The following is a 13,040-nucleotide window of genomic DNA, read 5'->3' as shown; positions in this document are numbered from 1 at the left end:
GGTCATAACGATGGCCGTTAGGCCATTAATTTCACCGCTGGCTTAGCACCAGCGTCGCCCTTAGCCGGACCGCCTTTGTCTGCGGTGTTTTGCACCTGGTTCTGCTCGTCGAGGTATTTACGATAATCTTCAGGCTGAAGTTTGGCCGATGGGACACCGTCTGCTCTGGGGTTCTCGACGATGTCTTTCCAAGCTTCATATAGGGTCATTAAAAGTTTTTCGACAGCATCCAGGCATTCGACGTCGTTCTTGATGTTGCCTTCGATCAGTTTGTCGATCATAAACACATACAAGTTTTCTAAATCGACAGCTAACTGGCCACCTGCTTTAAAATCTAGAGTCGCCATCAACTCAGATAAAATGGCAGTCGCCTTGCTGATGTACTTGCCCTTTTCGGCAACCTTCTTTTGGCGCATCGCCGCCGAAGCGTGCTTAGTGAAGCGGATGGCTCCTTCATAGAGCATCAGCAGCACTTTCTCACGGCTCGCCGTCGTCACTTGGGTTTTTTGGTACTGACTATACGGATTACTCATGGTCTCCCCTCTTAGCCCCCTCCCTGGGACTGCTGGCCACCACCTAACTTCTGCGCGAGAAACTGACCTTGCGATTGGAGGTTATTCATTTGCCCTTCAAGTGATGAAAAACGTCGCTTGATGGCCTCTTCCTTCTCTCCTAACTGCCGCTCCTTGTTCGCAATGTCTTTGTCTTGGGTCTGGATGATGGTATCGAGACTTCTCATCTTACTGCGCAGAGCACCAGAACTCGGATCGCGGATTTCCTTGATCTTCTGAGCTAGGCGTTCGGCGACACCTTCACCAAACTTAGACCTAATAAACAAATTGGCAACACTGTCATAGTTGTCGGTCAGTGCGGCACGAACTTTAGCCTCATCCATTGATAACTCACCGGTTTTGGGATTGGTCGAAATACCTATATCGGCCAAATTTTGGAATTTACCTGGCGGTGTTGCTCCACCGGATATCCCTTGCTGGAGGCTACGCATTATTTGGCGAACAGACGCATCTCCCGCAAGGAGTCCTGGAGCCTCTTGGGCGGGGTCTTTGGATTGTTCGTTGGCAAATTTCACGATCTCGTTGTATTTGCCAACGAATTCCTTAATGCCGTTGACCGTCGCATCGAGGTCGTTAACCACACTCACCTGTACGCGAGTTCCGGGCTCCGCGCGCTTGACGTGGAAAGTGACATTTTCTAGGAGATCATTGAGATTATTGTCGTCTGACGTCACGGGAACGTCCTCGAATAGGACGTCTAAATTCCGCCCCGTAACCTGGTTTCTAAACTCGAGAAAGGTCGTATCCTCGTCGATATGAACCGTAGCCTCTTTACCCGACTGCTCGCTCACGACTAAAAGGCGAAATGGTTCAGGTTTAAAACCAGTGTTAATTACCATCGCCCTCACACCAGCATCGGCATCGTTAATCTGCTGGGCAACTTTTTCCAGTGTGGTCCCAGGCTCGATAACCACATCGATGGGCTCTTTGTCCTCGCGCTCAATCGACATGTAGCCGAAGCCCACCTCAGTTTGATCCTTATCAGGAAAGCCAAAGGCTAGCTTCTTATCCGTACGTGACATACCGCGCACTTCAAACTCATAGGTGCCGAGTGTGCTCGGTCCTTTGATGACACCTTCAATGATGTCAGGATGCGAGGACTCAATTTTGAGATGATAAAAATCGGTCTTGCCTCGCAACGAGTTGATGGCCTTGTCGAGGTCAGCGACCATTTTCTGTAATTTATCGACCTCATTCTTTTCAGCGACGACCTTTTCTTTACGCTTTTTAGCCTGCTGAATAGGTATCTTTTCGACTTCAATGAGTTTCTCAACAGTCTTGTCGAAACCAAAGCTTGACACACCACGCATGCCCATAGCCTATAAACCTCGACTAAAAGTTGATGATACAATGATGCAAAAAGCTCCTAGTGGAGCTGAGATGGGAGCCGACCCTTGCTACACACGTTCCATCCAGAAACTACCCGCCAAAGAATAAGTAGAGACACCATGTTATCTGCTACGCTCAGACCTGACGGCGCACCGTTTCCGATCGCAGCTGAGTATCCCATCGTTTTAGGAACCGATGGGAGCCAGTTTAGTTTTTGCATCGGCGATCCGGATGCACCAGCTGCACACGCTAATTTGTGGCCTAGAGAGTTCATCGATCAGTCCCATAATACCGTGCTGCGCGTTGGCTTAGTAGGCAATGTCGCCTCAGCTGAGGGCCACCGCGGCAAGGGATACGTAAGAGCTTTGATCAGCAAGCTACAAAACATCGCGCAGTCGCAAGGCATGGACGCATTGATTCTTTGGAGTGACTTGGTTGAATTTTACCAAAAATTCGGCTTCCAGTCATGTGGACGGGAGCTCCGTTGGCATTTCACGCGCGATAGATTGAGCCGTATCAGTGATAGGTCGCATACCTTCGTGTCAGCCCTGACGCCGTCACAGAGCGACTTAAAGTCGATGCTCCGATCTAGATTTCCGGTCCCACTGACACTCAGAAGGACCACTGATGAATTTCGTCAATTACTCAAAATTCCGCATTTAAGCCTTTTGGTCTCGCAAGGTAGCACGACGTCTTATGTCATAATCGGCAAAGGCTGCGATATGACCTGTGTCGTTCATGAATGGGGTGCGCCTGATGCCCAAACTCTCACGAACGGCGTCTTGGCTGCTGCGGAGGCTCATGGACTCGACGATGTCATTGTACTCACACCGCCAGCATTGCCACGGTCGTGGTTGGATCATCTTGGAAGAGCAGCTATAGCGGTGAGTGAGCACCAAATGGCGCTAGGCTGGTGGCCGGAACAAAGCACAAGGTCAGACCAACTGACAGCCAGCTTTATCTGGGGGCTTGATTCAATTTAGTTGTGGAATTGCTGATTTAGGAGGGATCTTACTGCCCTTGGAGCAGTGATAACACCATTTTCGGTACGCTATTGGCCTGCGAAAGCACAGCGGTACCAGCCTGCATGAGAATGTTGTGCTTGGTTAGCTCGGCAGTCTCTTCCGCGATATCGACGTCTTTAATACGGGATCGCGAGGCCGATAGGTTTTCGACCGAAATACTAATGTTACGAATAGTCGAGTTCAGTCGACCTTCGATAGCACCAAGCTCAGAACGTGTGGCCGAGACGTTTTCGATCGCGGCGTCGATCTTTTCCAAACTTTTCTGTGCTGCCTGTTTGGAACCAACACTGAGCTCTTCGAGACCAAGCTTATCTGTATTGACGTCTAGTCGATAGGCGTCAAACGAAATGCGGTCCACGCCTAAAAGGTTGTCACCGCCTGTGTTGACCTGAAAGTCCAGCGAGCCGCCAGTGCCGTCCAGCAAATAGGTACCGTTGAACTCGGTAGAATTGGCAATCCGATCAACCTCGTCTTTGAGCTGTTGGTACTCAGCATCAAGGAACAAGCGCTCCCTCGGACCGATGGTATCACTCGCCGCTTGCACGCCGAGTTCTCGGAGACGGACCAGTATGTTCTGAACCTCGTTCAGGCCACCCTCGGCCACCTGAATGAGCGATATACCGTCTGATGAGTTACGCTGTGCTTGCGTGAGACCTCGGATCTTTGCTCGTAACTTTTCGGCGATCGCGAGACCCGCCGCATCGTCACCAGCACGATTGATCCGGTAGCCGCTGGATAAACGCTCCAAGGAGCGATCCAGTAACTCTCTGGTTTCGCGCAAATGTCGTTGAGACACGAGCGACGATACGTTCGTCGCGATTCTCAGGCCCATGCTTCACTTCCTCCGACTTGAGGCGGAAATGGCTAACTATGATTTGGATTGATGATAGTGCCCCTGAACAGAAGACTCAGGGTGTTGGAAAGGGAACGGTAGGATAGATTTAACTCTACCTTAAGGTTAACACATCCTGAACTTAAGCTACAAGATTCTGCACCATTATGGTCGGGAAATGGCTCCTTGTTTTTCGCTGAAACATGGCTATGAAAGAAGCGGTCTCACCTAGTTAGGGAGACCGCTGAGGACGAAAAATAAATTATTACCGTTTAGGTCTTGGAGGCATCCCCAAGGACCGCTTCTAGATCTTTCTCTATAGTTTCAACCCTAGATGCCTGGAGACGAGCATGGACCTTCATGAAGTCACTGGTGACCCAATAAAGGGGTTTGTCCCCGCCGGTTTTCAGAAAGCTAATCCGATCTACGGGTTTGCCGTCCTTCTCCACCACTACCGTGAAGAATGGTTTTACGTCCTTTAAGGTCTGCTCGTCGGCTTCGCTAGCGTATTCGGCTATCCGCAGCTTGAAGAGTTTGTCCATAAAGTTGTCGACAAGCCCACCTTGCTTACCACCAGTATCGGCCTCGTCGGTCCAAATGAGCTCGCCGGCTTGGTCGTGTTTACTGTGATCCAGGCGTCGTGATCGATCCCCAAGGTTAAGCTGCGCTTTGGCGATATCCTGCGGCTCGAGCTCGATGATGCGACGGTCGTATAGTCTTGACGGCGCCCGCTCAAGGTTTTCTATCTGAGTGTCATCGATGAGTAACACTCTCTTGCCACTTGGCAACTCCTGCACAAAGCGATGACGACTACCGTAGCTACGCTTGCCAATACGTAAGCTCACATCTTTACCGTCCTGACGTTTGATGACTAGGGTATGCGCACCGTCTTTCAGGCCGTATTCCTGTAACTGCTGCTCCGTCACCGTATCAAGGACGCGGACGGCGTAAAGCGGACTGAAGCTCGTCAGCAGGGACTGAGTCTTTTCGTTCGATAGAAATTGCTCGGTTGTCACCTTAGGTGCCGGCGGAGGCGCCTTCTCGTCCCGAGGAACATGGGGGTTTACTGGGGGGATTTCGCTCCTCGTGTGGGTCACCGCAAATCTCTCGTCAGACGGACGTTTACGCATCGTAACGTCCACGTCAGGTGATTTGAAACTGATTTCGGTCACCGTTTTGGGCTCGACGGTTAAAATCGTCACAGCATCTTCAGATCCCTCTGGCGTCGGCAACGAGGCCCAGTATGCAGCGCCGAGTCCAGCTGCCAGCAGTGCCGAGTAAACAACAAGATCAGTACGCATCATTAGCTTTTACCCTCTTGCTTCTTGGTTTTGCGCTTTTCAGAGCGGCGACGCGTGGCAAAAAATCCGGACCCAAGTACCAGCATCGGTACCACCATCACGGTGGATTGGAACCAATAGATATCCTGTTTACGACTTAGGCGGATCTTTACATCCTCCTCGCTCGCCAATTGACCTTGGAGTTCGGGTTGCCCAACGAGCCACTTAAGACTGTCAGCAAAGTAAAGGGCATTACCCACGTTGCGCACGAGACCGTCACCAAGAATCGAAGCATCGGCAATGGCTACGACACGCCCCTGACGCCCAGGACCAGCATCATTAGGCTTGGTCTTGAGTTCGGCCGCTACGCCAAGCGGATAAAACTGCCGTTTTTCATCGGTATCAAAACGGAAGTTACGATTAACATCGGCATAGGTGTCACCCATGGAGCGCACCGTCTCTGAAACCGTCCAAGTACCATTGTCAGGGGTCACCTTGAAGTAGCCACTCTGATAAAAGAGAATGGCGACACGTTCATCATGACGGGACAAACTGGTGACAGAATCGTGGGATGTGAAAACGTTACTGAAGATAATCCAGGCGTCCGAGGGACCATGGCTCAGCGATACGTGGTTCTTGTCATTAGCCAACGGGACAGGCTGGAAATCGATCCCGATCTCTTTCAGCAGACCCAGGAGCGGCTGCTCGCCATTGCCAACTTTAACGGCGTCGCCACCGGATTGTTCGACATCGAGAAACACCATTAAGTTGCCGCCAGCCTGCAGGTAGGTGCGCAGGGAGTCCACCTCCTCCTTCTGGAATGGCTGCTCGGGCCCAACGATGACGACCGCTGCGGCATCGTCAGGGACAGCGGTAGCGCTACCCTCAGAAATACCAAGAAACTTAGTCGTGTAATTTTGACCACGCAGAAAACCCTCGAGCATGGTCAGCGACTTAAGCGGGCTATCAGAGGCATCACCCACCCAAGTTGATTCACCGTGACCGCGAGTAAAGTACACAGTGCGTTTGGTCGCAGTGGTCTCAAGAAAGGCTTTTTGAAATTCGCCGTCAATCTCGCGCAGAGTCTTCTTGGCCTTGTCCAAAGTCGTTCCGGTATCGATGCGACCCTTTTTGCCCTTCATATCAAAAACAATAATTCCATTGCGATTGACGCGCAATTCCTCGGCCTGATTGGGGCTCATATCTTTATCGAGCCATTGCAGCTTTATCTTCGGCTCCGCCTTAGAGACCGCCTTAAAATAACTTTCAATTGTGTTTTTGACCTCGTTGCTCTGCGGGTAAAAAAGCGCAATCGTCAAGTCGTCGGTCAAAGTCTTGACCATATTTAGCGTGGACTGCGACGGGGAACTAACCTTGAGATAGCTCCAATCGCGCTGTACGTCTTTTTTGTCGGCGACGTAATTGATGGTCACAAGGAAGGCCAGTAGTATGCCGACGGCGGTCCACGATAAGGTCGCACGCCCCACGCGGACTGGTTCGGCCAATTCGCCACGGCCAGCGCTGCGCATAGACCACTCGGAGCCGATAGCACCGGCGATCCCCACAAATAACAGGATCAACCAGACTGCTAAGAGCACTTTGCCTACGAGGGTTTCCGGAGCCAAATCACCGGTAAGAGTCTTGGCGTAGCCCAGATAAGCCCCTGAACTCGCCAGCAAGATGAGCTGCCATAGGCTGGCGATGCGCCATCCTTTGGCTTCTGGTGCGCGCGTTTTGGCTACGGTGTTGGCTAGGATCAGGGTAAAAACCCAGCCAAGAGCCATAAGTGCCATCGCCACGACACGTAGTGCTAAATGGTAAGTCTCTGAACTCAGGTAGCGCTCAGCGATAAATAGCAGAGCGAGCCCAAGCAACGATAACGGCAGTCGCAAAGTCGTCAGTAAAGTGCCCATTATCCCTGCCACCTCCTAGCTTCGAGAGCTCGTACCGAACATTCCAAGAAAAAGAAAATCACCGATCCGTAGTAAACCACGTCGCGTATGTGCACGATGCCCTGCGAGAATGGCATAAAGTGCCGATTATGAATGGCCAGGTAACCAAACAGCTCTTTAAACGGCGGCGATACGACATCGGCAACCATCCACAACACCAGCAGAGTGACAACAAATAAAGCTCCAGTCACTCCCGCCACCAACTGATTGGGGGAAATCGCTGAGGCAAATAGTGCGATCGCGATGGCACTAGCGCCAATCAGCGCCAGCATCAAGTAACCAGCCGCTAGGTGGCCCAGAGACACTTTGCCGACCATAAAGATTAAGCCAGGCATATAAAGTGAAAGCAGCTGGATGATCATCATGAAGCCAAAGGCTGAGAGAAATTTACCGTAAATCAACTGGCGCTCGGTAATCGGCGACGTAAAGAAGAGAACGATCGTCCCGTTCTGCTTCTCCTCAGCCAATAGGCGCATGGACAAAAACACCCCAGCCACCATGGCGATACCGGAAGCGAAATAGAAATAGTTCGCTAGCACCTCGGCCGAGGCCTTGGGCTGCGCTCCCACGGCATATGCGTTAAATAGCAGTCCTTCAATGAAGAGAGCTGCCGCACAAATCACGTACCCCATCCAGGTCGAAAGATAGGCTTTCATCTCACGACTGGCGACTAATAGCGCTTTAGCCATGGACGCGCTCCTCCACAGGTTTGATCAGTTTCATAAAGAGTCCCTCTAGACCGGCCTCGCCGCGGCTAAGCCCAAGGAGCCCTGCCCCGGAATGGACCGTAAGACTGGCAAGTTGAGCTCTGACATCACGCGAAGTCTCGATATAGAAGCGCTCGATACCTTGACCGGGCACATACTGCACCCCGGCCACCCCATCGACAGCCCTCAGCTGGTCCGCAAACCCCTGTGGCACTTGACTTACGTCAAGGCTGAGACGCATGGTGGCCACCATGCGTGATTGCAAATCAACCTCTGACCCCTCGGCCACGAGGCGGCCTTGGTCCACCACGAGAACTCGGTCACAAGTCTTGGTGATTTCCGAAAGTATGTGACTCGAAAGCACCACCGTATGGTGACCGCGTAGCGATAAAATAAGATCCCGCATCTCGACGATTTGGACAGGATCCAGCCCGTTAATAGGCTCGTCGAGGATGATAACCTTTGGGTTATGGACCAGGGCCTGGGCGATACCGACACGTTGGCGAAAACCGTGGGATAATTCGCTGATCCGGGCGCTACCCACCTCGTCAAGGTTGGTTTTGTCCTTGGCCGCACTGACACTGCGCGCCACATCAGCGGCGGGGACGTTTTTAAGGCGCGCGACGTAAGCCAAGTAGGCATCTACCGTCATCTCATCATAAAGCGGCGGCACATCCGGTAGGTAGCCAATAAGGCGGCGGATGGACTGTGGATCACTATCCACGGAGTACCCGCCGACCCGAGCCGTCCCCGATGATGGCAGTAGAAAGCAGCCCAGGATTTTGAGAATCGTACTCTTGCCGGCCCCATTGAGGCCAAGCAGACCCACGATCTCGCCCTCGGCTATAGTGAAACTGACCCCGTCGATAGCTCGACGGCCTCCGTACGACTTGCTGAGACCTTCAACGACGATCATCGGCATCCCAATCATTTAATTTGATTGTTCTATACTGCACTTAACGATGCAAGAACTCTGGCGGCGAGTCAATTGCTTAATGTCACGGATCGGGTGCAAAAAAGTACCCGGAGACAAGTCAATGTGACATAGTCTATAGGACACCTCAGGTAGGGTGAGCATGAGAATTGTTCCACCAAGTCGGACAGCGCTGCGGAGTGAGATTTAGGCATGAAAAACGCACTGGGTTGGCTCGTTACTAGTTTAGTAAGCGTCACACTGATCACAGCACCAGCACTGGGAAGAGCCGGCGGCGGCCGTAGCTTCGGCCGTAGCTTCGGCCGGGGCAGCAGTGGAAGTAGCGGGTTTGGGATGCGGCAAAGACCGCCAGCCAACCCCTACCCGTTAGCCCAACCGCAGCAAGACTACCGCGCTCCGGCAACCCCGGCACCAAGCAGCATTCCCAACTATAGGTCAGAGCCGCCAGCGGCGGCGCCATCGCGTGGGGGGTTTCTCCGCAACATGGCCGGTGGGATCGCCGGCGGATTCCTCGGCAGTATGCTATTCAATTCCGTGGGGCGCGCCATGGGCGGTGGCTACGGCGCAGGGCCTGTAGATGGTGGATACGGAGCCAGTGGCGGATACGGTGGGGGCCGTGGCGGCATCGGTCTCTTTGAACTCATGGTGATCGCTGGCCTTGGCTACCTGGGTTACCGCCTATTTCGGTCGCGCCAGGGGAGCCAGGCCGCAACCCCATCAGGAACGGGCTCGATGATTAGCTTCCGCATGCCCCCATCCGAGGCGGCGGGCGCCGGCAAGAGCGCAGCTGACCCCCTCGAGAGCGAAACCGCTAGCGATATTTTTTTCCGCGTGCAGGGTGCCTGGACGCGGCGTGACCTCGGATCAATCCAAGATCTCCTTGGGGATGAGGTGCGTCATGCGTTGCAAACCGACCTGAACGAGCTCCGGCGCCAAAAACAAATCAATCGACTGGAAAATATTAGCGTCCGCGAAGTCGACGTTGGTGAGACGTGGCGCGATGGTGATAGCGACGTGGCAACCGTACGCTTTCATGCCAACTTACTCGATTACACGGTTGACGAAGCGTCGCATCAAGTGCTGGCTGGCAGCGACTTGGTGCCAGTCAAATTTGTCGAGGATTGGACCTTTGCCCGCACCGGCCGCGGTGGCGCATGGCAAGTCGTAGGGATCAGTCAGGCCCAGTGATTGGCGTTGCGCCTCCCAGCAACAGTGCGAAAAATTTGCTGCAACTTAGCGATGATCAAGGTAATCACTTAAAAAGTGATCGTTGTAACTAGAGCTGTAATTCATTTCTACATGGGTGGTTGACGTATGAACCCGTTGCGTTGGCGTTTGCTATTTATTGGCGCCATTACTGTCTGGGCCGCTTACATTGTGGCTCCCTCAATCATTTACTTTGCAACGCCAAAGGAGATTCGGAACTCCGAGGTGGACATGGCCAAGCGGATTCCGAGCTGGCTGCCGCAAAAACACGTGTCCCTCGGACTCGATTTGCAGGGCGGTGTTCAGTTGGTGCTTGGCGTCAACACCACAAGTGCCGTTGACAACAAGCTGAGCCGTCTAGGCACGGAAACGCAACGTTGGTCTGATGACAACAAAGAAGGCGTCGCCAAAGCTTACAACATCGCTGGCAAGCAGATCCTGCGCGTCGAACTGCGAGAGGGCGTTGATGCGTCGACGTTCAAAGACAAGTTCCGCAAAGAATACCCGGGAATGGTGCAGGTCAACCGCAGCGGCCAAACCATTGACTTTGGGTTTGAAGACGAGCAGCTGCGTCGCATCAAGGCTAGCGCCATTGAGCAGGCGGAAAAAGTTGTGCGCAGCCGGGTCGACAAGTGGGGCGTGAGCGAGCCGCTGATCAATAGACGCCAGGCTGACAACTCCATCCTCGTACAGTTGCCGGGCTTCAAGGACCCAACAAAAGCTAAAGAGCTACTAGGTCGCACGGCCCAGCTGAAATTTAAGCTGGTGGACGATAAATTCCGCGGCTTCGACAACCTCACCGATCTGCCAGCGGGCGTGACCGCCAGCAACAACGGCGGCCAGGCCGCACTGGTTAGCGAAGACCGCCAGGCCCTTATGACCTACGCCAAACCTAAAATTCCCGACGACCGTCAGCTCTATCTAAATCGCGAAGATATCGCCGGTGGCAAGAAGTCGCGCTATACCACGTACGTTGTCGAGGCTTCGACCGAGATCGGTGGTGACGACATTCTTGACGCCTTCGTCACGGAAGACAGCCAAGGGCTCGATCGTCGTCCCCAGGTCTCGATGAAATTCACTGGTCCAGGCGGCAAGCGCTTTGGTGACGTTACCGGTGCCAACGTTGGCCACCGATTAGCGATCGTTCTGGACGAAGAGGTTGTTTCGGCTCCCAACATTCAGTCCAAGATTGCCACTGGCCAGGGCGTCATTACGATGGGCAATCGTGGTAGCTGGCAAGACACCTATAACGAAGCCAATCAGCTGGCCTTGGTGCTGAAGTCTGGTGCCCTACCAGCGACAATTGAGGTACTAGAGGAGCGCCAAGTTGGTGCGAGCCTTGGTCCAGAACTCGCCGACGAGGGCATCAAAGGCGTGCTCGTAGGCCTGATGCTAGTATTCGGCTACATGGTATATCACTACCGCCGCCCTGGACTCCTGGCCTGTTTGGCTCTGATTCTTAACGGGCTGTATCTCTTAGGGTTGATGGCACTCTTCGGCTTCTCCCTATCGCTGCCTGGTATCGCCGGTTTCGTCCTCACTTTGGGTATGGCGGTTGACGCTAACGTGTTGATCAACGAGAGGATCCGGCAAGAACTCGGCGAGGGCAAAACCTCGAAGAAAGCGATCGAAAACGGCTTCGGACGCGTATTCTGGACCATTTTTGATGCTCACGTCACAGCGCTCATCGCCGGCTTCGTGCTCCTCGAGACTAACCCATCGGGTCCAATTCGCGGCTTTGCCGTTACCCTGATTATCGGTCTGTTGGTCTCGCTCTTTACCTCGCTGACCTGTACCAAAGCGTTCTTCGAACTCGTGATGGCACGGTCGAAAAGCGACAAAGAAGTACGTACCTGGCTTGGTGAGCGCACGATTGAAAAGCAGCGTCACGCGTTTAACATCAATTTTAGTAAGTACTCGCTGCCGTTCACGGCGTTCTGTGGTGCGCTCATTGTTGGTACCTTAGGTTTCACCGCTGTCCGCGGGCTTAACTGGGGCGTGGATTTTGCTGGTGGTACCGAATTACAGGCTCGGTTTGCAGCGGATGTCCAACCAGCCGAGCTCAACGCTGTAGCCAAGCAAGTGGGCTTGCGTCAAGTCACGCTGCAAGCTCTGGGCGGCGGCAACCGTCAGTACCTCATGCGCTTTGGTATGGAAGATATCGAAGCCACCGGTGGCAAAGACGTAACGCAACAGGACGAACAAGCTAAAGGTCAGGAGCTGAAGACAGCACTTCTCAGCCAGCTTGCCAGCAAGAGCCCGGAGATCCTCTCGATCGACTACGTCGGACCCCAAGTTGGCAAGGAACTTCGCGGTCAGGGTGTGGCGAGCATGATGGCCTCGATCTTCTTCATCTTGCTCTACGTCGCCTTCCGCTTCGATATGCGGTTTGGCCCTGGCGTGCTGGTGAAAATGTTTATCGACGTATTCTTCGTCTTGGCGTTCTACCAGTTCTTCTGGCGTTCGTTTGACTTAACGTCGGTCGCTGCTTTCTTGACCATCATCGGCTACTCGGTCAACGACACGATCGTAATCTTTGACCGTATTCGCGAGAATCTCGGTAATCACGGACGACGCAGTCTGCTCGACAACATCAACATCTCACTCAACGAGACATTGACGCGGTCGCTCAACACGTCGGGTGTAACTTTAGTGTCGCTGTTCGGAATCTTGATTTTCGGCTCTGGCCAAATCTGGAACTTTGCGGCAGCTATGGCACTCGGCATCGTAGCAGCAACGCTGACCTCGACCTTTGTCGCCAGTTTCTCGCTGGTGTGGTTTGATCGCTGGTACGCCAAGCAGCAGGCTAAGAAGACCAACCGTGGTGGTCACGTCCACGGAGCAACCGCTCGGTCCTAAGGGGGCAGGGCGCGAGCAAAGTTGGTCCATAACTAATCGCTTAAAGAAGCTCCATCTCCGTGATGGAGCTTCCTGCTAATTTGTCCGAGTACTGGAAGTCGGAGGTCGGTACGACGTCGTTGCGCTGTCCAGCCGTCTTAAAGGTGGTCAGATAATGATCGCAGCTGGTGTAATCAAAACCGGCGGCGAATGGGTAGTGGCCACAGTCAATCTGCTGTGCCTCGCGCATCCTAAGTCCGCAGCGATTTTTGAACTCGATAGTCTTGCCATCGGCGCCAACCTGACCATGACGAACATGATGTGGACACTTCTTACAGTTCACGTCAGACCCCCCTAAAGATGAG

General features: G+C 53.3%; 11 protein-coding genes. 3 read left to right on the top strand and 8 right to left on the bottom strand.

The annotated features are described in order from the left end of the window. Nucleotides 1-17 precede the first annotated feature (17 nt). Both fliS and FJ146_09630 read right to left on the bottom strand, forming a co-directional pair. Nucleotides 18-533, bottom strand: coding sequence for a flagellar export chaperone FliS (gene fliS, locus FJ146_09635; protein ID MBM4252220.1), 516 nt, complete (start codon nucleotides 531-533; stop codon nucleotides 18-20). An 11-nt stretch (nucleotides 534-544) separates the two neighbouring features. Next, entirely contained in the window at nucleotides 545-1,888 is a 1,344-nt protein-coding gene (locus FJ146_09630) for a hypothetical protein (GenBank protein MBM4252219.1), read from the bottom strand. A gap of 132 nt (nucleotides 1,889-2,020) precedes the next feature. Here FJ146_09630 and FJ146_09625 point away from each other — a divergent pair, with 132 nt between their 5' ends. Then, complete coding sequence (locus tag FJ146_09625) at nucleotides 2,021-2,884, top strand: GNAT family N-acetyltransferase (protein MBM4252218.1); 864 nt, start codon at nucleotides 2,021-2,023, stop codon at nucleotides 2,882-2,884. Nucleotides 2,885-2,912: 28 nt separating this feature from the next. Here the strand turns inward: FJ146_09625 and FJ146_09620 are convergent, their stop codons facing one another. From FJ146_09620 to FJ146_09600, 5 genes are all read right to left on the bottom strand, one after another. Then, nucleotides 2,913-3,758 carry a flagellin FliC gene (locus FJ146_09620; GenBank protein ID MBM4252217.1) on the bottom strand — a complete coding sequence of 282 codons (846 nt, stop codon included), beginning with the start codon at nucleotides 3,756-3,758 and terminating at the stop codon, nucleotides 2,913-2,915. Between the two features lie 272 nt (nucleotides 3,759-4,030). Next, complete coding sequence (locus FJ146_09615; protein MBM4252216.1) at nucleotides 4,031-5,062, bottom strand: DUF4340 domain-containing protein; 1,032 nt, start codon at nucleotides 5,060-5,062, stop codon at nucleotides 4,031-4,033. Next, nucleotides 5,062-6,951 carry a hypothetical protein gene (locus FJ146_09610; GenBank protein MBM4252215.1) on the bottom strand — a complete coding sequence of 630 codons (1,890 nt, stop codon included), beginning with the start codon at nucleotides 6,949-6,951 and terminating at the stop codon, nucleotides 5,062-5,064. The genes FJ146_09615 and FJ146_09610 overlap by 1 nt, the downstream gene beginning before the upstream one ends. Continuing rightward, entirely contained in the window at nucleotides 6,951-7,679 is a 729-nt protein-coding gene (locus FJ146_09605; protein ID MBM4252214.1) for a hypothetical protein, read from the bottom strand. The genes FJ146_09610 and FJ146_09605 overlap by 1 nt, the downstream gene beginning before the upstream one ends. Next, nucleotides 7,672-8,613: an ABC transporter ATP-binding protein gene (locus FJ146_09600; protein ID MBM4252213.1), complete on the bottom strand. Its 942-nt coding sequence runs from the start codon at nucleotides 8,611-8,613 to the stop codon at nucleotides 7,672-7,674. The genes FJ146_09605 and FJ146_09600 overlap by 8 nt, the downstream gene beginning before the upstream one ends. 210 nt (nucleotides 8,614-8,823) lie before the next feature. On the opposite strand from FJ146_09600, the gene FJ146_09595 reads away from it, so the two are divergent. Both FJ146_09595 and secD read left to right on the top strand, forming a co-directional pair. Next, the gene (locus tag FJ146_09595; GenBank protein ID MBM4252212.1) at nucleotides 8,824-9,819 is read left to right on the top strand and encodes a Tim44 domain-containing protein; all 996 of its coding nucleotides are present in this window, start codon (nucleotides 8,824-8,826) and stop codon (nucleotides 9,817-9,819) included. A gap of 126 nt (nucleotides 9,820-9,945) precedes the next feature. Then, nucleotides 9,946-12,696, top strand: a complete 2,751-nt coding sequence (gene secD / locus FJ146_09590; protein ID MBM4252211.1) for a protein translocase subunit SecD — start codon at nucleotides 9,946-9,948, stop codon at nucleotides 12,694-12,696. A 40-nt stretch (nucleotides 12,697-12,736) separates the two neighbouring features. Here the strand turns inward: secD and FJ146_09585 are convergent, their stop codons facing one another. Continuing rightward, a complete protein-coding gene (locus tag FJ146_09585; GenBank protein ID MBM4252210.1) occupies nucleotides 12,737-13,018 on the bottom strand; it encodes a hypothetical protein in 282 nt (93 codons plus the stop codon). Nucleotides 13,019-13,040: the final 22 nt, after the last annotated feature.

The organism is Deltaproteobacteria bacterium, assembly GCA_016874735.1.
In the GTDB taxonomy this organism is placed as follows: Bacteria; Bdellovibrionota_B; Oligoflexia; order Oligoflexales; family CAIYRB01; genus CAIYRB01.
Note: the sequence above shows the minus strand (reverse complement) of the source record. Positions and strands in the feature narration are given on the sequence as shown.